This is a genomic window from Thiohalophilus sp. (assembly GCF_031581315.1).
In the GTDB taxonomy this organism is placed as follows: domain Bacteria; phylum Pseudomonadota; class Gammaproteobacteria; order UBA6429; family Thiohalophilaceae; genus Thiohalophilus.
Window position 1 is genome coordinate 1 of the sequence record NZ_JAVLAZ010000029.1, and the last position, 21,639, is coordinate 21,639.

Below are 21,639 nucleotides of genomic sequence, written 5' to 3' on the forward strand. Positions count from 1 at the left end.
CTCCAGGGCATCAGTGATCCTGTTGTACCATTGCAGCTCATCACAGCGACGGATGAAGTCACGGTCACTGGGTGCATAAGTGTGGATACAGTTCCTGCCGTTATCCTTGGCGATATAGCAGGCCGAGTCAGCACGCATGAGGAGTTCGGAATGACTATTGACGCCAGCGTTAATGGGGACAAGACCAATGCTGACCCCGATATCAAATGAGGTTTCATGCCAGATATAACGGAAGTCAGCGACGCTGTTTTTGACTTCATTGGCGAGCGCTTCGGCCTCTTTGATATCCGTATCGTAGAAAATAATCCCGAACTCATCGCCCCCCAGTCTGGCCAGAAGATCGTGTCGGCGAATCCGGTTTTTAATTTGCTGACTTATCTGTTTGAGTAGAATGTCACCAGCAAGGTGACCGCAGGTGTCATTGATAATTTTAAACTGATCCAGATCGAGATAGCAGAGGGAGTGCTCTGTGTCGCGCTCCCTGGCGTCTTCAAGGGCATCATACAGCTGGTTTTCAAATTCACGACGATTGTAGAGTTCGGTCAGGTCATCATGCGATGCCTGGTATGCCAATTTGTCCGACATATGCTTGATGCTGGAAAAATCATGGAATATCAGGGCCATACCGATCACATCCCCCGAGCGGTCGAGTATCGGGCTGGCTGTATCCTTGATGACCATCTCGCTGTGATCGGGTTTGATCAATGTCAGGTGGGGGTCATGGTACAGATTCTCTTTTTCAGTAATGACTTTTTCGACCGGGTAGGTATCGATGGATTCTGATTCGGGCTTTCGAACTTTGAATATTTTGTGAAGACTTTTTCCCGAAATGGTGCGGAATCGACTGCCGGTAAGAATTTCCGCCGCAGGGTTCATATAGGTAATATTTCCCAGAACATCCGTCGTAATGACGCCCTCGCCAATTGACTCGAGCGTTACAAGCGCCTTGCTTCTTTCCACATAAAGTTCATTGTCGCTCTGTTCTATCAGCTCGTCGCGCGCCTGTTTTAATGATGTTGACATGTTATTTATATGCCGCGCCAGTGCATCGAGCTCCGTTATTGGGGATGACTCAAGTTGATGTCCGATATCGCCGTCGCGTATTGTATCTATGCCATTCAGCATTTTTATAAAAGGATTTGTGATGCGCCTCAAATAGACTAGCGTGGCAATAATGGTTATAGTGAGAAGCAAAAGGGTGATAACAATTCCTTCTACTATAATGCTCTTCTTTTCTTTTTCCAGAGACAGGGTTGATATGTCGACATGGAGAATCCCGACTTTTTGTTTTGATGTGGATTCTGTGTCTGTATAGTCATTTATATTTTCCGTGGAACGAAAGATCTCTTCCTTGATTTGTATTTCCGGGGTATTGTTTTTTTTGCCATTTGTGATGTCTGAGTTTTTATAAAGCAGGTTATTGTCTGTATCATATACTTCAACTTCCAGTATTTCTTTATTTTCGATAAAACTGTTTAATAATGAGTGAGTATATTCCCGATTTCCGGAAACAATTCCATATTCGAGTGAGCTGGCCAGCATCCGGGTTATCGTCCTGGATTTGTTGATCAGCCTGTACTCGGCATCTTCCATGCGATTGTTAATATGAGATGCCGTCAGAATAAAGGCTATTGCCAGCATTGGAATTATTCCTATGGCCAGTACTTTATGTTTGATGCTTCTCATTTTCGGGGCCTGTCCTGGTATGTCTGTTTCAGTTCTGAAGTGTCAATATTTATCCCGAGTGACTTTGCAACTTGCGGGTTTACTTCGATGGTGTACGTTGATGGGTATAAAATATTACCGCTATGACAACGATCTTTTTGTGCGCTTATCTCCAGCATGTCGATTGCCATTGACTCGGGTGTAGAATAAATTCCAAGCAAGGCGCCAGCCTTGACAAATCCGCTGGAATAACCGATTAACGGAATATTCAGGTGGTAGCTGGATATGAGGATGTTGCGAGCAGTGCTCTGGTTATAAACTTTTTTGTTATGCAGAGCGATAATTGCATCAACGCCGTTTTGTGACAAAGCGCGTATGGTAGAGTGAATATTTTTACCGAGCGGCAGGCGAACAATCTTCAGGGATTTTTCTTGTGGCGATAAATCGCCCGGGTTCGTTCTGACAGGGTCTCTCGGGGGGGCAATGATTCCCGCAACCTTGACATCGGGTAATTTGTTACGAATGACACGGGCAATCCGGTGCAAAGGCTGATCGATTACGAGGGCACAATGCTCGCCTTGTGATACGTTCTGCTCTGAAAGAACCTCACGATAGCCTTCTAATGTGATCAGTGTTGCGATATGGGGTGTGTCAATCCTCAAGGCGGCCACGTTACGCAGGCTCTTTTGGCCCAGCGTAATAACTGTCTGGCTGTTGCTAATCAGATCCCTGAGTTTTTCTGTTTGCAATTCATCGATTGTGACAAAAAAGTGAGTGTTGCGCCGGGATATGGATGGACTTTGATGATTCTCAATGGTCTCTTTGAATGTCATGTAGGCCTGTGCCTGGCTACTCATGACATACAGGGCATCGTATTTTTCTTCTGCGACAAGGGTCAGGGGCGTCAGCAGCGTGGCGAGAAGAAGCGTCGCCCCCCTGGCTATATCGTTGACGCTTGCCCTGCGGACCAGCAGGTTGCGCAGCTGCAAGATGAAAGGTTTCATTCGAACTGGCAGAGCCCGGACAGGCGCGGATGTGAGCTGCGGCTTCGCTGTTGCGGTGGGTGATTCAGGTCGGGGGCGCGGCCGGGCACGGTTCTGTCACCCCGGAATGCTGCTATCGGGCTGTGTTGCGTGCCGTCACGGAGCAGGTGGAGAGAATACGCCTTGACAGGGCTTTGCCGGGAACCGGTCGCTTTGTTAAACGGTGTTTGAATCAGTGAACAGGGGTGGCTGACCTGGCGATACCTCACCGCATTCACCGGAATCAGGAATATACAAGGCCAGAGGCCGGACAACTCACAGGGTATTGTCATACAGAGCAGCGGGAATCCCGTCCTTCTCTCACAAAGATGGCCTAAAGGTATGATAATATTTTATTTTTCAGGCTGGCAGCAACGCTTTTATGAGTATTCCCCGCTACACCGACGCCCCGCACAAAAACCGTCAGGATCTGCGCAATCTGCGCCATATGCTGCCCTATCTGTGGGACTACCGGGGACGGGTGCTGGTCGCGCTGGTCAGTCTGATTCTGGCTAAACTGGCGACAGTCGGGATTCCGGTCCTGCTCAAGGAAATCGTTGATACCCTGGATGTGGAGAAGGGGCAGGCACTGGTCCTGCCGATTGTGCTTTTTCTGGGCTATGGTGCCCTGCGTCTGGGCAGTTCATTTTTCAACGAGATGCGCGATGCCGTATTCGCCCGGGTTCGCTATGGCGCCATGCGCAAGCTCTCTCATCAGGTTTTGCAGCACCTGCATCGACTGTCGTTGCGCTTTCATCTGGAGCGGCGCACCGGCAATATCACCCGCGATCTGGAGCGAGGCGCCCAGAGTGTCAGCTCGATCATGAACTACATGGTCTTCAACATTTTGCCGACTGTCGCCGAATTCCTGCTGGTTGCGGTGATCCTGCTCAGTCAGTATGAACCGCGCTTTACGATCGTAACGTTTTTGACTGTCGCGGTCTATATCGTTTATACGATGCTGGTCAGTGAATGGCGTATGCATTACCGCCATCGTATGAACGCGCTGGATTCGCAGGCTAACGGACAGGCTGTGGATAGCCTGCTTAATTACGAGACCGTCAAATATTTCAATAATGAGCAGTTCGAGCTGCATCGTTATCACGACACGCTGGATGAGTGGGAAAAAGCAGCTGTCAAAAGTCAGACTTCCATGTCACTGCTTAACTTTGGCCAGGGTGCGATCATCGCGATCGGTCTGACCTTTATTATGATTTATGCCGGTCATGGTGTCGTCAATGGCGAGATGAGCCTGGGTGATCTGGTGCTGGTCAATACCCTGATGCTGCAGATGTTCATGCCGTTGAGTTTTCTGGGTATTATTTACCGCATGCTCAAGTACACCCTCGCGGATATGGATCTGGTGCTCAAGTTGCTCAACCGCGAGGAGGAGATACGCGATGCGTCGGATGCCGTGCCATTGCAGGTCAGGCGCGGGGAGGTACGCTTTGAACAGGTTGCCTTTGCGTACAGTCCGGATCGTCCCATACTCAGGGATGTGACCTTTACCATCCGGCCCGGCCAGAAGGTGGCGGTGGTCGGCCATTCAGGAGCGGGCAAATCGACACTGGCCCGCCTGCTGTTCCGGTTTTATGACGTCAGTGCCGGACGGGTTCTGATCGACGGACAGGATATCCGCCAGGTCACCCAGCAGAGCCTGCGGGATGCGATTGGTATTGTGCCGCAGGATACGGTGCTGTTTAACGAAAGCATTTTTTACAATATCCAGTATGCGCGACCCGGCGCCAGCCAGGAAGAGGTTGAACAGGCGGCGCGCATGGCCCATATCCATGAATTTATCGCGAATCTGCCCCAGGGTTATGACACGGTAGTCGGAGAGCGGGGTCTGAAACTTTCCGGGGGCGAGAAACAGCGGGTGGCCATTGCCCGTGTGATTCTCAAAAATCCGGCGATTCTGGTGTTTGACGAGGCCACGTCGTCGCTCGACAGCCAGTCGGAGCAGGCGATCCTCAAGGCCCTGCACGAAGTCGCCGAGCAGCATACCACGCTGGTCGTGGCTCACCGTCTGTCGACGATTGTCGATGCTGACGAGATTCTGGTCATGGAGGCTGGGCAGATCCTGGAGCGGGGCACCCACACCACGCTGCTGGCCCGTGACGGACTTTATCGCCAGATGTGGCGCCTGCAACAAAAAGAAGAACAGCAGGCCATTCCGCCCTCACCGCTGCCCGAGGCGTAAAAACCGGCTTTTAAAGGGGCTTTCTGCGACTGTGTTGTGAAACCGGTTCGCGCTATAATTCGGGCACAGACGCCAGGAGGTAATGCCATGCAGGATCTGAAAAACGCCATTGAATCCGCCGCCGAATCAAGCTGCGGCGGCGCCGAGCCATTTGCCCTGCAGGTGGTGGATGACAGTATGGAGCCGGAGTTCAAGCGCCGCTGCATCATCGTCGTCGACCCGACCGGCGTGGCGCGCCACGGCACCTATGTCATCGCCCTGATCGAAAATGGCTATGTCTTTCGCCAGCTGGTCATCGAAAACGATGAGTACTATCTCCAGCCACTGAACGAAGCCTACATGCACGAAAAAAGAAAGATCGAGTTCAACGCCATCCAGGGCATCGTCGTCCAACAGGCCGGCCCCAACGGCCGCCGCAAGGATCGCAAACGTTACGACGATTAGCCAGATTGTTGGAAATTAACGCAGAGTTCGCGGAGGCGCGGAGACGCAGAGGAATAAAATTATTGTTAACCACGAAGACTCGAAGTCCCGAAATTGTAAGTTATGATTTCGGAATAGTGAAATTTATATGCGAATATTGCACTAATAACTTAGTGATGAGATAAAAATTATTTTCTCCGCGCCTCCGCGTCCTCTGCGTTTTTAATCGAATTCTAAAAAAGAGATTATTTCTTGCTCAGCTGTTCCGGGCGGAGTTGCGGGGTGAAGAAGTCGATGACGGTGTCTTCGTCCACTTCGTTTCCGTTGTTGTCGTAGAAGGGCTGTTCGTAGTCGCTCCAGCCACGCAGGCCGGTTTTTAACGAGGTCACGCTTTTGTAACCGAGTTGTTGCATGACTTCGGCGGCAAAGATGCTGCGGTTGCCGGAGCGGCAGACGACCACGACATCCCGGTCCCGCGCTTCGACCAGTTCGGGGACGGTATCTTCATAATCGTACTCGCAGGCGGTTTCCAGAATGCCACGGGGCACGTTGATCGAGCCGGGGATGTGCATGGCATCATATTCGTAGGGTTCACGCACATCGACGATCAGGGTATCAGGGTTCTCCTGAAGCTGCTCTTCCAGATCCCACGGGAACACCTCATTGACGTGTTTGGCGCTCTCGGCGACCAGTTCGGTAAATTTCTTCATCGTTACTGTCTACCCACTAGATTGAATGTAATTGGTCATCTATAGAACAACGGGATCACCGAAAACACTGAATACGCCGAATGCACTGAGTAATAAACTGCGTAAGTAAAATCCGATCTGTCCTCACTTTCAATTTTCGGTGTCATCGGTGGTCAATCAGCCGGTGCTGACTAAAACCCGGTTATCGACGAGCGGAATGGTTATTCCAGGCTGGCGCGCGACAGACCGTATTCGACGGCCATCACGGCAGCCTCGACCCGGGAGTGGACATCCAGTTTGCGCAGGATTGCCTTGACGTGCAGTTTGACGGTCCCGTCGGAGATACCGAGATTTCGGGCGATGGCCTTGTTGCTCTGGCCTTCGGCCAGCAGACCGAGAATTTCGGTTTCGCGCGGTGTCAGTTCGTCAAACGGGCTGACATTAACGGTTTGCTCCTCGCCGTGGCTGCCCTGAACGGCCTTGGCGAGGATTGGTGCCAGATCGGGCGCGACCACGGTTTTACCATTATTCACGATATCACGCAGGGCGAGGACCAGATCGTCCGGCTCCATGTCCTTGAGCAGATAACCCTGCGCGCCTTCGCGCAGAGACTCGAGTAAATCGCCTTCGTCACTGCTGGTAGTGAGCATGACGATGGGCAGCTCCTCATTGTTCTGACGCAATAGTTTCAAAACGCTGAGCCCGTCGATCCCGGGCATGCGCATGTCCAGCAGGACGACGTCGGGTTCAAGATCCTTGACCAGCCGCAGGCAGTCCTGACCGGATCCGACGGAAGCGACGATTTCAATGCCGCGACTTGCCAGCAAACCTTCCAGTCCGACCCGGAACAGGGTGTGATCATCGATTAACAGTACGCGCAGCCCCATACTCAACCCTGTTGTTGTACCGGTACTTCAACGGTCTGGACTTCGGGATAACGAAAGTGCAGAAGTACCCGTGTGCCTTCATTCGGTTCGCTTTCGATGCGGACCGTGCCGCCAATTCGTTTGGCTCGCTCATCCATGATACTCAAACCCAGGTGATCGCCGGAGGTCCGATCCGAGGAGGGCTGGATGTTCATTCCCACGCCGTCGTCTTCGATCAGGATGCGGCAATCGCCGTTGACATCGCTGCGCATGATAACACGCACGGTGTGGGCCTGGCTGTGTTTGCGAATATTATTCAATGCTTCCTGGATGATGCGCAGGGCCTGCACTTCGACGCTGGCCGGCAGGTACAGGACATTCCATTCCTTTTGCAGATAGATGGAAATCTCGCTTTGATTACGGAAACGATCGACCAGATGCTCGACAGCCGGGACCAGGCCACGTTTGTCGATCGGTGCCCGGAAATGGGTAATCAGTTCACGCAATTCGGCATACGCTTCGTCCAGGTTGTTCTCGATCTTCTCCAGTTCATACCAGACCGACGGCTCCTCGCCCTGGCGAATCGTTTCATCCAGGACCCGGACCTGGAAACGCAGACTGGCCAGCGTCTGGGCCAGCGAGTCATGCAGTTCATGAGCAAGACGGGTACGTTCTTCCATAATGGAAAGGCGCTGGGCCTCGTCCTCGGAGCGGGCCTTGTCAATGGCCATGCCCAGGTGCCGACCGATGCTGGTGAGCAGATCCTCGATGTCATCGGGCTCGGCAAAATCCTCCTGACTGACAAACAGGTTATAGACCCCGAGTGTTTTGCCCCGGTACTGCAGCGGTACGACGATCATGCCGATATCGTCACTGTCGAAAAAACTGCGCCCGATGATCTTGTCGCATTTACGCAGGTCGGTCTGAAAGAGCACCTTGCCTTCACTGAATGAACTGCCACACAGGCACTGTTCCGAGGGGATCAACTGCTCGCGTTTGATGAGATCGTCATCCAGGCCGATGCTGGAGACCAGTCGCATCTGGTTGTTGTTATCCACCAGACGTACCACGGCGGCACGGGCATTAACCACTTCCTTGAGCGTGTGCAGAAACCGGGTCAGCAGATCATCGAGATCGCGCGAAATATTGATGCTGGCTGCAACGTCATAAATGATCTCCAGTGAGTGGGTTTTGCGTTCGATATGTTTGGTTTGTTTGCGGACCTGGCTCTGCATATCCAGCGACAGCATTTCCAGCTCATCGGCCAGGGTATTGAAGTCTGCAAACAGTCCCCTGAACTCATTGGGCGCTTCGCCAGGCAGTCGGGCGGACAGGTTGCCCTGACGCAATTGACCCGCCCAGTGGCGCAGCTGGGTAAGCGGGCGCAGCAGGGTGCGTTGCACCAGAATGATGAGAATACCGATCAGCCCCAGACCGCCAAACAACAGCGCCAGGATAATGCCCACCAGGGTGGAGCCGGCATGATGGGTATAGAGCAGCCACGCGCTGGCAATCCCCAGGACAATCAGGATGGCGCCAATGCCGAAAATGGCGCCACACAGCCGGCTGCGCCAGATGCCGTCGCGCGGTGGCAATTCGGGCCCGGCGGCCTGTGTGTCGCTGTCGACCCGGGGCGCCGAGTCGTTCTGTTCGGCGTTGGTGGATGGGCTGTGCATGGCCATATTATACGGCAGACCTCACGGGCAGGACCACGTTACGGCGGCGAGCCCGGCGCAACGTCATATAAGCAACTGATTTATAAGTAATGTGAACCGTCCCCTTCATCTTTGGGGGGGACATAGTCCGGATCATTGGGGTTGAGAAAAATGAAATTGTGCTGACCCGGTTCCAGCTCGACAAAATCCAGCGTGGCCCCTTTTAACAGCTCCACGCTGTCCGGCGGCACCATCACGGAAACGCCTTCAGAGTTGTAGGTCACGTCGTGGTCGTCCTGCTGATCGGCAAACCCCATGGCGTACTGGATCGAGCCGTTCTCGTCGCGCTTGGCGGCAATGCGCAGGGGCATGCCTTCCATCTGGTTCTGCTTGGCCGACTGCTTGATTTGTTCCGCGGCTTTGGCCGTCACCGTAATCATAAAGACTCCTTTGTTTCGCTCTGATCGTTCGTGTCTGATATCAATCCGGGCGAGCAGGTTTCAATATCCTACTCAATTAGTCAATTATACCGCAATTCCGTTCGCCTTGTGACGCCGGATGAGGGCCACAAACCGGCGTGCCCAGTGATGATAATCGGTGTCCCGCAGATGGGCATAGCAGGCGAGCAGGTTCTTGTAGACCAGGCCGTCATGCTGGCCGTCGATGCCGGTACCGCGCAGGACCTCGTAGGCAAAGCGCCGGGGTCCGGCCAGATTCTCCAGTGCCGAATAGTGGAATTCGTGGGCGGGGAATTCATCGCCGGCGGGGCGATCGTCAGCGGGCCACGGGCTGTCTGGCGTTTCACGCAGGCGGACATAGCCCCGACCCTGCGGACGAGGGTGCATCACGACATCGGCCTCGATCGTGCCAACCATGGGCTGAGTCTCGTTCTGCCAGGTGATTTGCCGGCACAGATACATGAGACCGCCACATTCGGCATAGGTCGGCAGACCGGCTTCAATGGCCGCGTGAATGGCCTCCCGCAGGGATTCATTGGCGGCCAGTTCGGCCAGTCGGGATTCTGGGAAACCCCCGCCGATAAACAAGCCGTCAACCGGCGGTAGCTGGCGGTCGTGCAGGGTGTCGAAAGGGACCAGCTCGGCGCCGGCAGCCTGCAGGGCTTCGATGTCACCCGGATAATAAAAGCCGAAAGCTTCGTCGCGGGCAATGCCGATACGTACATCCCGGGACGGGCTGACGGCCGGGCTCACTGCGTCGTCGCTCGCCAGGGCCGGCGCCTGGCGGGCGATGTCCCGCAGACGATGCAGATCCACCTGGTCGGCAATCCGCTGGCCGATGGCGTCGATCTTGGCCCGGGCTTCGCGGTTCTCGTTGCTGGGGATCAGTCCCAGATGGCGTTCAGTGATCGACAGGGCGGCTTCATTATGTACTGCGCCCACGACCGGGATATCGGTGTAATGTTCGACCACGGCGCGCAGCTTGGCCTCGTGGCGATCGCCCCGGATCTGATTGAAGATGACTCCGGCAATATTGAGTTCGGGATCGAAGGCCTGATACCCCAGAATCAGCGGCGCGATGCCGCGGGTCATGCCCTGCACATCGATGACCAGAATGACCGGGGTCGTAGTGAGCCGGGCCAGCGCCGCGTTGCTGTTGCTGCCTTCGATATCCAGGCCGTCATACAACCCCTTGTTCCCTTCGATCAGGGCCAGATCGGCGTCTGAAGCCTGCTGGTGGAGCGTACGCAGGATCTCGGCGTGCGGCATGGTATAGAAATCGAGATTGTGACAGGGACGTCCCGCCGCCTGACCCAGCCACATCGGGTCGATATAATCCGGTCCCTTCTTGAACGGCTGCACGATCGATCCCTGTTGCCGGAACGCCGCGCATAACCCGATCGACAGAGTCGTTTTCCCCGAGGATTTGTGTGCGGCGGAAATGAGTAATCGATTCATGCTGTGAGATACTTGGTTTATATATTTCACCGCAGAGGCGCAGACGGCAAAGATTCAAAATAATATTGTAGGAGGGGCTTTCAGCCGCGATACAGCCTTTAATCAAGGGGGTGTCGCCGATAAAATCGCCTCCCACATCTATGGTTGAGTTTTACTTTGCGCCCTCTGCGGTAAACGTTTTTGACGTTTGACTAAAAAGGGGGACGCAGTCGTAACCGGGTCCCCCTTGATATTGGTATTGATGAGTAAAAAATCAATCAGGCACTGTGGTGCGGATCGACTTCCTCATCGGCCAGACTGGTGGGCATGAAACGCAGGATCTTGACCGCCAGGGCGACCATGATCAGGGCCACAGCGACGCCGCCCAATCCCAGCAGAACCTCCCAGATGCTCGGCGCATAGTGTGCCACCTGACCATCGAAGAAGCTGCTTTCAATCACTTCCTTGCCCGGGAAAATTTCCAGCGGGTAGGCCTGACCACCGATGATCAGCACATACAGCTGGATCAGGCCGCCGATGATCACCAGGAACGCGCCCAGGCCGACCAGCGTGCGGTTTTTGCCGGTGCTCGGATGGTAGAACAGGAGCAGCGGCAACAGGGAGCCGATCACGATCTGGCCAATCCAGAAAAGCTGGGTGTAAATGCCACCGTCGCGCAAAATGAAGGCTTCAATGCCATGATGCTCGGTCGCATACAGATTGGTCAGATGGTAGGCCAGGACAAAATAGAGCACGCCGGCGACAAACACACCCAGCAGATTTTTCAGCCGCCGGAAGATGGCATCACCCAGCGGACGGCCGGTCCATTTATAGGCGGCCATCAGGACCAGCAGGAAAATCGCCAGACCGAAAGAGAAGGACATGGCAATGAACAGCGGTGCCATTATCGCGGCATCATAGCCCTGGCGGGCAACCAGGAAGCCGAAGATGGAGCCGGTACCGGTGGTAAGAATCAGGCGCCAGAGGAAGGCGACGACACCGACCGGCTTGCTGTATTTGTTCATGCTCTGCTGCATCATCATCCACAGGTAAACGGCGACGATCGCAAAGAAGCCGTTATAGAGAATGATGTTCCAGGCAAAGATCGATTTGAAATTGTAGTAGGTCATGGCGATGATCAATCGATCGGGGCGGCCCAGATCGAGCACCAGGATCATCAGACCGCCGGCGAGCAGGGCAATAGCCAGCAGTCCGGAGAGTCTGGCCAGTGGCTTGTAGGCCGTTTTATTAAATACGGATGAGATTGACGCAACGTTGAGTGCCCCGGAGGCCGCGACGATCAAAAAGATCGCGAAGATATGCGGCGTGCCCCAGACGACGGCGTTGTTCATGCCGGTGACATAATGGCCGTGGTGTTCCATGACATACCAGGCACCCAGTGCGACCAGAATGATGGCACCGAGGATACCGAGGAGGGCAAGATAGCCGAAGCTTCGGCCTTCAATTTCCATGAACTGTACGTTTTTCATTTCGACTGACAACCTGGTTGGTATATTTGTTATAGACCCTGATAGCGAACGCCGGTGTTCAGGCCAAGATCAGCGCGCAATTCCTCGCCGCCGTATTCTGTCAACTGACGGGAAATTTCACTGTTCGGATCTTTCAGATCACCAAAGTACATGGCGTTGTGATTGTCGGCATTGCAGGCCTCGACACAGGCGGGAGTGCCATCCTTGTCGACCCGGTGTACGCACATGGTGCAGGATTCAACAGTGCCTTTGCCTCGTGGAGCAACGACTTTCTGGTCTTCCAGATCTTCGTGGACAAACGAACGTGCTTTGTAGGGGCAGGCCATCATGCAATAGCGGCAGCCGATACAAATGTGCTTGTCGACCAGTACAATGCCATCGGCCCGTTTCATTGACGCGCCGGTCGGGCAAACATCGACACAGGGCGGATTTTCACAATGCTGGCACATCAGGGGCAGGGACTGGACATGGCCGGTCTGTTTGTCCTTGACGGTTACCTTGCGAATCCACTGGGCTTTCTGGTGCGGGGAAGACTTGTCTTCACTGGCATCAGCCCGGCCCCAGCCGTTTTCATCCATGCAGGCAGTGACGCAACTGTCACAACCTTTGGCGCATTTGTTGGTATCGATCAGGATACCCCAGCGATGTTCGCTGGTGGCAGCCTGTTCCGCCGGTCGGGCATGCACCTGGCGCAGGAAAACACCCGGTGCAACCGCCATACCCGCCGCCGCGGCGGCTTTGCTGAAAAAATGCCGGCGCGACAGGTCTGCGTTATAAGTCTTGTTGCTCATTATTGTTGATCTCCTTCAGTCAATACCTGCAAGGTTTCGACGGAGAGTTTCTTCCCTTTCAGGGCCATCTTGCCGTGATGCGGATTGTTGCCGGTGTTGAAGGTATGCTGGTAATCAGTATCTTCAGGCGTGTCACGATGACAGCTGAAGCAATCAACACTGACCGAGGCATAATTGTGGCAACTGCTGCAAAAATGCTCGTCCTCACCAAAGCTGGCAAATTGGCCGTCTTCATCGGGAGTCACATGACAGTTGATACATTCCGCCAGGCTGAACTTCCGGGTGCGGATGCCTTCGCGCAAGGTATCGTCACGCTTATGCATGAGATCATCCATATGGTTTTTGCGCATATACTCGGTAGGCGCAACACAACCATATTCTTCCGTTGCCTTTTCTTTGGCTTTGGGAATTTCAGGGGTTGGAGCATCCCCTGCCTGCACAGTAAAGGGCAGGGCGATAAGCCCTGCCATTATTGTTGTTTGTATCAACTGTCGTAGTGACACCGTTACTACCTCTATTCGTTATTATTCACCCATTGCCATGTCGATGTAGCCGGTCGGGCAAACATCGGCGCAGATGTGGCAACCGATACAACGTGCGTAATCGGTGGCAACATAACGACCCATGGTGTGCTGGTTCTTCGGCACACGATAGACCGCGTCCTGCGGGCAATAGATAACACAGTTATCACACTCGAAGCACATACCGCAGCTCATGCAGCGGTCGGCTTCCTCACGGGCCTGTTCAGTAGACAAGCCTTTCATGCGCTCCTGGAAGTGTCCCAGTACATCGTCGGCGGAGGGTACGTCTTCCGGACGCTTGAGGCGCGGCGTGTAGTTGAAGTGGCCAAGGAACAGTTCATCCGCGGGGATAATTTCATGCGCCGAACGGTCTTCATAGTTGTGTACGGCCCATTCCGCAGCGGCGGTGCCCCATTCAGATTCATGAGTATAATCTTTGGGTTCCAGTCCGGTTTCACGCAGCTTGCTGAGCAGGTTGAAGTGATGCTTGTCGACCTTGGGACGTTTGCCCAGGTTTTCCGCTTTCAGATAGTGGTCGATACTTTCCACGGCGATAGAAGCCTGACCAATGGCGGTGGTCAGCAGATGCGGACGCACGATATCGCCGGCAACGAAGTGCCCCGGCTTGCCCGGTACCTGGTAGTGCTGGTCCGCATCGATGAAGCCACGATCGTTGCCCAGATCTTCAAAGCCTTCCAGCTTGCCGCCCTGACCGATGGCGGAAACCAGCAGGTCCAGTTCGATATCGTATTCGGAACCTTCGACCGGGGTTTTGCCGTCGTCTTGCAGTTTCTGAACGCGCAGTGCCTTGGCGCGGCCTTTCTCATCCAGAATAACTTCAACCGGATTGACGCGATCGACGATATCAACACCTTCGCGCAGGGCGTCGTTGACTTCGTGCTCGGCGGCAGCCATGTCCTTGACCGGTGAACGGGACAGCAGCATAACCTGGGCGCCCTGACGGGTCGCGGAAGAGGCGACATCGTGAGCGGTGTGGCCCAGAACGATGTTTTCCGGACGATCTTTTTCGTTGATTTCGCTGATGTGACCCAGACGACGGGCAACGGAGGCGACGTCGATCGAGGTATCACCACCACCGACGACTACAACTTTCTCGGAAACCAGTTGCAGACGACCGTCGTTAAAGGCTTCCAGGAAGTCGACACCGGTCAGCACATTCTGTGCATTCTCGGCGCCGGGGATCGGCAGTTTACGACCGGTCCAGGTGCCCACGGCCCAGAGAATGGCGTCGTAGTCTTTTTCCAGCTGTTCGACGGTGATGTCTTTGCCAATCCAGGTGTTGAGTTTGACTTCGACACCCATGTCGATGATGCGGTTGATTTCACCGTCCAGTACGTCACGTGGCGTACGATAACCGGGGATACCGTATTTCATCATGCCGCCCAGGGTGGCGTGGTTGTCAAAAACGGTCGCACCATAACCTTTGCGGCGCAGCTGATAAGCCGCAGCCAGACCGGCAGGACCACCACCGACGACGGCGATTTTCTTGCCATTGTCTTCCTTGGCAGCTTCAAACTTGTATTTGTTGGACAGGGCGGTATCACCAATGAACTGTTCTACAGCATTGATGCCGACATAGTCTTCCACTTCGTTACGGTTACAACCGTCCTGGCACGGAGCGGGGCAGACACGGCCCATGACAGAGGGGAAGGGATTGGCGTCGGTGGAACGACGGAAAGCATACTCTTCCCAATCCATACCTTCCGGCGGTTGTTCGATGCCACGAGCGATATCCAGCCAGCCACGGATGTCTTCACCCGACGGGCAGCTACCCTGGCACGGCGGGGTACGATGGACGTAGGTCGGGCACTTGTGAGAAGTGTCCTCTTTGAAGATCTTGTCCGACCAGGAGCCCCAGTCTTCATTAGTTTCACCGTCCTTGAATAGACGGAAGGTTAGCTTGGTGTTCATGTCGTCTTGGGAAGTAGCCATGCCTGTTCTCCTATGCGATGTCGGTTAATACCGTCAAATCGTAAAAGTTTAAGCTTCTGATTCAGTTTCAGTCGCTTCATCTTCTTCGTCACTCGGGGCATCACTCAAAATGAGCGCCTCGCTGACCAGCTGATGGACGCTGACAATGTCAGTCATACCGAACCCGTAGTAGGGTAGGACCTTGGTAAACTGGCTCTTGCAAATCGCGCAGATCGCCGCCACGTTGGTTACGCCGTTATCGTCCACGACGCGTTTGTAAGCTTCCATGCGGGGCTGGGCGCCTTTGACGCGCAACTCCATGAGATCGTCGGTCAACAGACCGCCACCGCCACCACAGCAGAAAGTGGCTTCCTTGATGTAGTCAGCGGGCATGTCGACATAGTTGTTACAAACAGCGCGTATAATGGCGCGCGGAATATCAAACTGACCACCGGGCTTATCACCCATGCGCGAGGCACGTGCCACATTACAGGAATCGTGGAAGGTGAGGGTCATGTGGTCGTTTTCGGACTTGTCGAATTTGAGCTTGTTCTTCTGGATCAGATCGTAAGTAAACTCGCAGATGTGCTGCGGTACCGGATAATTGGGATCCAGAAAGTCGAACGGACCGGCCAGCGTATTCAGGAAGCTGTAGGCAACACGCCAGGCATGGCCACATTCACCGAATACGATACGCTTGACGCCAAGATCCTCGGCGGCCTTGCGAACCCGCATGGACAGGTCACGCATGTTTTCGTAACTGCCGATGAACATGCCGAAGTTAGCCGCCTCGGAGGCGTAGGAACTCATTGTCCAGCTGACGCCGGCTTCATGGAAGACCTTGGCATAACCGATCAGGCCGTCCACATGCGGCTCGGCGAAGAAGTCGGCGGACGGGGTGACCAGCAGGATGTCCGCGCCTTTTTGATCCAGCGGGAACTTGACCGGCACACCGGTATCTTCCTCGACCTCTTCTTCAAGGCCTTCCAGGGTGTCGGCCAGGGCCGGCTCGGGCAGCCCCAGGTTGTTACCGATGGTGGCGGCCTTGCCGATGATTTCGTTGCAGTATTTCTGCCCGACACCGATGGCGTCCATGATTTCACGGGCGGCCATGGAGATTTCGGCGGTATCAATGCCGTAGGGGCAGAACACGGAACAGCGTCGGCACTGGGAGCACTGATGAAAGTAGCTGTACCAGTCGTCGAGGACATCCTTGGTCAGGTCTTTCGCGCCGACCAGCTTGGGGAAATATTTCCCGGCAAAGGTGCGGTAGCGGCGATAGACCTGGCGCAGCAGATCCTGGCGTGCTACTGGCATGTTCTTGGGATCGCTGGTACCCAGGTAATAATGGCACTTGTCGGTACAGGCGCCGCATTTGACGCAGGAATCCAGATAAACCTGCAACGAGCGGTAGCGACCGCGCAGATCATCGAGTTTCTCGAGCGCCTTTTCTTCCCAGTTTTCCACCAGCTCGCCGGGAAAACCCAGGGCTTCCTGGAACTGAGGCTTGGCCACATAGGGCTTGCTGTGCGCCATCACCCCTTCTTTGAGCTTGGGGATGAGCGGGTATTCGTGCAATTCCGGTGTATCGAAGTCTGCCACGTCAGTAATCCTCTAGCGACTTTCCAGTGTATTTATTTCTCGAGTTCAGCAGCCCACGGTGCCAGATGGCGTTTTTCCCGCGGGTTGTCGACCTGGTTACGGCTCGGGCTGAAGAACACACCCGGTGCGTGTAGCAGCTTGCTGATGGGGAAGATAATCATCAGCAGTGCAACCAGTGTCAGATGAACCAGTAAAAAAGCATCACTTGGCAGCGGTTCAATGGTGAAACGCAGCAGACCAAGGAAAAAGGCTTTAACCATGACAATGTCGGTATGCGCGACAAAGGTCATCAGCATGCCGCTGACGCCGATGGCAATCAGCAGTAATAGCATCAGATAATCGGAGGGCGAGGAAATGTAACGCACCCGATCCACGAAAATCCGCCGGGCAAACAGGCCGAGCAGGCCGATGACCATGGCAAAAGCAGCGTATTTACCAAACGGTTGAATCAGATCAACCCAGAACCAGGTATCCGCCTGGAAATAACGCAGATGTCGCAGCAATACGAGTAACAGGCCCAGATGGAACAACCAGCCAAACAGCCAGGTCCACTTGGTCGCCTTGAACAGGCTGGTGAACAGTACAACTTCTTGTACCATTCTTAATACAACACCGGAACGACTCACGGGAGCCGGTGTCGTGGGAATCTTTAATGGTGCCGGCGTACGTGCATACAAGGCAATCTTGCGCACCAAACCAACAACCAGCAGCAGGGTTGCCGCATAAAATAATATTGCGTAAGTCACGGACAGCGCCGACATGCTACTGTTCCCTCTACGTTAACTCGTTGTAATTATCGGTTTAGATCATATTTAAGTGGAAAGGAGGGGAGTCATACTCCCCTCGAATTCCGCAGCGTCGGTGTTCAGACGCAGCCAGTCGGCTTGGGCAGACCGGCATATTTACATGCCTGCTTGCCGGGGCCATACGGGAACAGTTCGTACAGGTACTTGCTGTTACCTTTTTCCTTGCCCAGCTTCTTGCCGATAGCCTTGGTCAGTACACGAACCGCCGGCGCAATCTGGTACTCTTCATAGTACTCGCGCAGAAAGTTGATAACTTCCCAGTGATTTTCAGTCAGTTCCTGGCCTTCGTCTTTAGCCATATATTCGGCAACTTCCGGAGTCCATTCTGACAGGTCTGACAGATAACCTTCTTCGTCGACTTCCAGCTCTTTGCCACCTACGTTGATAGTACCCATCGTTTATCTCCTCAGTAAGATACTGTGTGTGGATTTACTCATTAAGTCCATGCGCTGACTTTGTCGTTATCGACAGTCAGCTGAACGAAACCGCTGTAGTCGACAACCTTGACGCCGTCGATCAGCTTGTTTTCGTCGATGCCTCGGGCTTTAAGGTCAGGGCCCAGAACGTAGAAAGAAACATCTTTCATGGCGCCTGAGACCTTGTCAGCATGTGCTGTACCCTTCATCGCACCATAAACCCCGTCTTCATACATAATAACGGAGCTACCCTTGAGAGCGTGACTTATAGCGCTATCGAGAGAGTTACGCTCATAAGGTGATTTATTTACAGCGTGTAAAATCGGCATTTTTCCCACCTTATACTTAGAAGCTCAAAACGACATCGGAATCGTCAATAAGCTTGGCGAGTTCCTCGGCAGAGACGACCTTGATGGAGTCTTTTTCCGCCCAGTCGTCGTCTTCGTCTTCATATTTCAGATCGAGAAGATCGTCGACGGTCAGACCACGTGCGTCGAGCGATTCTTTTTCGACATAAATTTTCTGAACGTCATAATCGCCCAGGGCCGAGTAGGTCGGCGAGAAGTTCTTTATGCCGAGCTCGGAGGTATCCTGACCTTTCATGATCTGGTAAACGCCATCGTCAACGAATGCCAGTGATACATCCTGTTCGAATGCGGCACCAATCAGTACGACTTCCAGGGATTCCCAGGCATAGACCGTACCGTAGGGCGCCCGGCGGTTCAGATATAAAAAATTCTTCACATCAGACATGAGGCACCCCTAATCAGTCGCCAAATACCATGAGACGATCTGCCTGAACACAGCCTTCAATCAGCTGCCCCAGACCAGAGATCCGGAAACCGGGAGCAATGTTATTGCCGTCCTTACCGTTTCGACTCTGTTCGCCTTCATCAACAATACCGCGGCGTTGAGCGGCTGCGACACAAACCACCAGATCCAGTTCGTGTTTACTGGCCAGTTCAGACCAGGTGTTCACAATGTTCAGATCATCCTGCGGCGGTGTGGTGTAACGCGTACCGTTATTTACGCCATCATGATAGAAAAATACACGAAAGACCTCATGACCCGCATCCAGCGCGGCCCTGACAAAGTTCAGGGCCGAGGTGGAAGCTTCATGATTGTAAGGGCCTTCGTTAACCTGAATAACATACTTCATCTGATTAACGTCCCCTTGGTTTAGAAGCGGATGTGGGTTGAAGCGTTCAGACTGTTACGGGCACCACGCCAGTTATCGATGTGGTACTTGGTAAACGGCAGACCGGTGACTTCGAAGAAACGCGGCCAACCGATACGATCGATCCAGTCGTTGATACGCTCCCAGTCTTTTGCACCTTCCTTGTATTCCTTGAGAATGCGCTTGACGATGGCAGTTGCTTCAGGCCAACGCGGCGGATTGTTCGGAATACCGGAAGCAACAAGCTTCTGGAAAGTCGGCTTGCTACGGGCATTGGAGTGGTTACCACCAACCCAGATAGCCAGCTTGGTATGTTCCGGATCGTTGATCTGCATCGGGGGGCAGGGCGGGAAGCAGGCACCACAGCAGATGCACTTCTTCTCGTCGACTTCGAGGGAAGCCTTGCCGTTAACCATGGCAGGACGAATCGCGGCAACCGGGCAACGGGCAACAACCGACGGGCGTTCGCAAACATTGGCAACCAGGTCATGGTTGATGCGCGGCGGCTTGGTATGCTGAACGTTGATGGCGATATCACCCTGGCCACCACAGTTGATCTGGCAGCAGGAAGTGGTGATATGCACACGGTTAGGCATATTGCAGTTCTGGAACTCTTCGATGAGCTCGTCCATCATGGCTTTAACAACACCCGAGGCGTCGGTGCCCGGGATGTCGCAGTGCAACCAGCCCTGGGTATGCGAGATCATCGCAACCGAGTTACCGGTACCGCCAACAATGAAGCCGGCGTCGGTCAGGGCGGTGATCAACGGATCAACCTTGGCCGCATCGGAAACCATGTATTCGATATTACTGCGGATGGTGAAACGGACATAGCCGTCGCCATATTTTTCGCCGATTTCAGTCAGCTTGCGCAGTGAATAAACGTCCAGAATACGCTGGGTACCAGCCTTGACGGTCCAGATTTCGTCGCCGCTGTGAGCGACGTGGCGCAGAACACCCGGTTTCGGGTGTTCGTGGAATTTCCACAGGCCGAAGTTCTTGCGCATTACCGGATGCATGTACTGGAAGCCGTCAGGACAACCAGATTCAATAGGCTGACGCATATCTTCAAATGACATCATTATCTCCTGATTGAGTTAATCTTTAATCTGTCAACCTTGATGGTTTACGCGGAAGCTTCTTCAGCTTTGCGTGCAAACCATTTTTCGGCTTCCTCGTCCCAGCCATCAGTACGTACATAAGAAGACTGACGTGGGTTGTTAACCATATGCGGATCTACGTCGATACCGACGCCTTCCAGGAAGTTCACCAGACCGATACGTTCGATCATTTCACCGGTACGTTCGTGTTCCAGAGCGTTTTCGGCGAAGAAGTCGATGGTTTCCTCGGCGATTTCCACCAGGCGCTCGTAATCTTCTTCGGTTTCCAGCTTCATGAACGGCACGATAACAGTACCCATCAGGTCACCGATCTTCAGAGTACGCTTACCACCGATCAGCAGGGTGATACCGCGGTCGTCGCCGGGAGACAGTGCCTTGTTCATAACGTTCAGGCAGTGCATGCAACGTACGCAGTTGTGGTTGTCGACTTCCAGCGTGTCGTCGTCTTTCAGGCTCAGTGCCTGGGTCGGGCAACGGGTGATGACGTTGTCGATAACGTATTCACGGCCTTTTGCCTGGACGAAGTTCTTGACTTCTTCCTGGTCGACTTTCATGTCGTCGCGCCAGGTACCGATGATGGCGAAGTCAGCACGCTCGATGGCGTTCACGCAGTCGTTCGGGCAGCCGGAGACCTTGAACTTGAACTTGTAGGGCAGGGCCGGGCGATGCACGTCGTCGGTAAAGTTGTTGACCAGCCAGCGCTGAATACCGTGCTCGTTGGCGCAGGACTGTTCGCAACGGGCGGAACCGACGCAGGACATGGCGGTACGTACACACGGACCGGCACCGCCGAGGTCCCAGCCGTATTCGTTGATTTCGTCGAAGAAGTGCTGGGTACCGGCCGTGTTGGTACCGATGAACATGATGTTACCGGTCTGACCGTGGAAGGTGACCAGGCCTGAACCGTGTTTTTCCCAGCTGTCGCCGAGCTGGTTCAGCATGTCTGTGGTGTAGTAGTTACCTGCCGGCGGCTGAACGCGCAGGGTATGGAATTCGCGAGAAGCGGGGAAGGCGTCGCCAACTTCGGAGAAGCGCGGAATGATACCGCCGCCATAACCGAATACAGATACGGTACCACCTTTCCAGTAACCCTTGCGGGTTTCGTAAGAGTGTTCCAGCTGCCCCAGCAGGGAACTGGCCATTTCATTGATTCGTTCGTCGGGATGATCGTCGCGCAGACGCTTAAAACCGGAAATAAAGCTGGGCCAGGGGCCTTTTTCCAGCTCATCCAGCATCGGAGTGTCATACAGTTTCTTTGCAGCCATGGTGTTCTCCTTAAGGGGTTACCCAAATAAGCCGTTTAACGTTTTACCTTATAAACCCCACCAAGCCGTGGGATTAAACACATCTTTTACAAGTTGCCCGAAG

Annotated in this window: 21 protein-coding genes; 2 read left to right on the plus strand and 19 right to left on the minus strand. The window is 54.0% G+C overall.

Annotation, left to right across the window (positions count from 1 at the left end):
- Both RI563_RS05975 and RI563_RS05980 read right to left on the minus strand, forming a co-directional pair.
- On the minus strand, positions 1–1,686 hold a 1,686-nt coding region (locus RI563_RS05975), incomplete at its 3' end, for a diguanylate cyclase (RefSeq protein WP_310693452.1).
- Positions 1,683–2,669, minus strand: coding sequence for a hypothetical protein (locus tag RI563_RS05980; protein ID WP_310693453.1), 987 nt, complete (start codon positions 2,667–2,669; stop codon positions 1,683–1,685). The genes RI563_RS05975 and RI563_RS05980, both read right to left, overlap by 4 nt.
- A gap of 400 nt (positions 2,670–3,069) precedes the next feature.
- On the opposite strand from RI563_RS05980, the gene RI563_RS05985 reads away from it, so the two are divergent.
- Positions 3,070–4,887, plus strand: coding sequence for an ABC transporter ATP-binding protein/permease (locus RI563_RS05985; protein WP_310693454.1), 1,818 nt, complete (start codon positions 3,070–3,072; stop codon positions 4,885–4,887).
- An 87-nt stretch (positions 4,888–4,974) separates the two neighbouring features.
- Entirely contained in the window at positions 4,975–5,331 is a 357-nt protein-coding gene (locus RI563_RS05990; protein WP_310693455.1) for a S24 family peptidase, read from the plus strand.
- A gap of 224 nt (positions 5,332–5,555) precedes the next feature.
- Here the strand turns inward: RI563_RS05990 and RI563_RS05995 are convergent, their stop codons facing one another.
- The 17 genes from RI563_RS05995 to dsrA all read right to left on the minus strand — a co-directional run bounded on the left by RI563_RS05995 (position 5,556) and on the right by dsrA (position 21,536).
- On the minus strand, positions 5,556–6,020 hold the full coding sequence (locus RI563_RS05995) for a rhodanese-like domain-containing protein (RefSeq protein WP_310693456.1): 465 nt from the start codon (positions 6,018–6,020) through the stop codon (positions 5,556–5,558).
- A 200-nt stretch (positions 6,021–6,220) separates the two neighbouring features.
- Positions 6,221–6,886 carry a response regulator transcription factor gene (locus tag RI563_RS06000; protein WP_310693457.1) on the minus strand — a complete coding sequence of 222 codons (666 nt, stop codon included), beginning with the start codon at positions 6,884–6,886 and terminating at the stop codon, positions 6,221–6,223.
- Between the two features lie 2 nt (positions 6,887–6,888).
- A complete protein-coding gene (locus RI563_RS06005; RefSeq protein ID WP_310693458.1) occupies positions 6,889–8,541 on the minus strand; it encodes an ATP-binding protein in 1,653 nt (550 codons plus the stop codon).
- Positions 8,542–8,621: 80 nt separating this feature from the next.
- The gene (locus RI563_RS06010) at positions 8,622–8,960 is read right to left on the minus strand and encodes an iron-sulfur cluster assembly accessory protein (protein ID WP_310693459.1); all 339 of its coding nucleotides are present in this window, start codon (positions 8,958–8,960) and stop codon (positions 8,622–8,624) included.
- Between the two features lie 84 nt (positions 8,961–9,044).
- Complete coding sequence (locus RI563_RS06015; RefSeq protein ID WP_310693460.1) at positions 9,045–10,436, minus strand: cobyrinate a,c-diamide synthase; 1,392 nt, start codon at positions 10,434–10,436, stop codon at positions 9,045–9,047.
- A gap of 257 nt (positions 10,437–10,693) precedes the next feature.
- A complete protein-coding gene (nrfD, locus tag RI563_RS06020) occupies positions 10,694–11,905 on the minus strand; it encodes an NrfD/PsrC family molybdoenzyme membrane anchor subunit (RefSeq protein WP_310693461.1) in 1,212 nt (403 codons plus the stop codon).
- A 29-nt stretch (positions 11,906–11,934) separates the two neighbouring features.
- A complete protein-coding gene (dsrO, locus tag RI563_RS06025) occupies positions 11,935–12,696 on the minus strand; it encodes a sulfate reduction electron transfer complex DsrMKJOP subunit DsrO (RefSeq protein ID WP_310693462.1) in 762 nt (253 codons plus the stop codon).
- Positions 12,696–13,199, minus strand: coding sequence for a sulfur reduction protein DsrJ (locus tag RI563_RS06030; RefSeq protein ID WP_310693463.1), 504 nt, complete (start codon positions 13,197–13,199; stop codon positions 12,696–12,698). The genes dsrO and RI563_RS06030 overlap by 1 nt, the downstream gene beginning before the upstream one ends.
- Before the next feature lie 21 nt (positions 13,200–13,220).
- Positions 13,221–15,170: an NAD(P)-binding protein gene (locus RI563_RS06035; RefSeq protein WP_310693464.1), complete on the minus strand. Its 1,950-nt coding sequence runs from the start codon at positions 15,168–15,170 to the stop codon at positions 13,221–13,223.
- Positions 15,171–15,218: 48 nt separating this feature from the next.
- A complete protein-coding gene (dsrK, locus tag RI563_RS06040) occupies positions 15,219–16,751 on the minus strand; it encodes a sulfate reduction electron transfer complex DsrMKJOP subunit DsrK (protein WP_310693465.1) in 1,533 nt (510 codons plus the stop codon).
- A gap of 32 nt (positions 16,752–16,783) precedes the next feature.
- Entirely contained in the window at positions 16,784–17,512 is a 729-nt protein-coding gene (locus tag RI563_RS06045; RefSeq protein WP_310693466.1) for a respiratory nitrate reductase subunit gamma, read from the minus strand.
- A gap of 104 nt (positions 17,513–17,616) precedes the next feature.
- The gene (locus tag RI563_RS06050) at positions 17,617–17,952 is read right to left on the minus strand and encodes a TusE/DsrC/DsvC family sulfur relay protein (protein ID WP_310693467.1); all 336 of its coding nucleotides are present in this window, start codon (positions 17,950–17,952) and stop codon (positions 17,617–17,619) included.
- A gap of 41 nt (positions 17,953–17,993) precedes the next feature.
- Positions 17,994–18,302 (minus strand): sulfurtransferase complex subunit TusB, encoded by a 309-nt coding sequence (gene tusB / locus RI563_RS06055; RefSeq protein ID WP_310693468.1) that lies wholly within the window; start codon positions 18,300–18,302, stop codon positions 17,994–17,996.
- 16 nt (positions 18,303–18,318) lie between these two features.
- The gene (gene tusC, locus RI563_RS06060) at positions 18,319–18,726 is read right to left on the minus strand and encodes a sulfurtransferase complex subunit TusC (protein WP_310693469.1); all 408 of its coding nucleotides are present in this window, start codon (positions 18,724–18,726) and stop codon (positions 18,319–18,321) included.
- A 13-nt stretch (positions 18,727–18,739) separates the two neighbouring features.
- On the minus strand, positions 18,740–19,132 hold the full coding sequence (tusD, locus tag RI563_RS06065) for a sulfurtransferase complex subunit TusD (RefSeq protein ID WP_134081966.1): 393 nt from the start codon (positions 19,130–19,132) through the stop codon (positions 18,740–18,742).
- A gap of 20 nt (positions 19,133–19,152) precedes the next feature.
- Positions 19,153–20,229, minus strand: a complete 1,077-nt coding sequence (dsrB, locus tag RI563_RS06070) for a dissimilatory-type sulfite reductase subunit beta (RefSeq protein WP_310693470.1) — start codon at positions 20,227–20,229, stop codon at positions 19,153–19,155.
- A 47-nt stretch (positions 20,230–20,276) separates the two neighbouring features.
- On the minus strand, positions 20,277–21,536 hold the full coding sequence (gene dsrA, locus RI563_RS06075; RefSeq protein ID WP_310693471.1) for a dissimilatory-type sulfite reductase subunit alpha: 1,260 nt from the start codon (positions 21,534–21,536) through the stop codon (positions 20,277–20,279).
- Positions 21,537–21,639 lie beyond the last annotated feature (103 nt).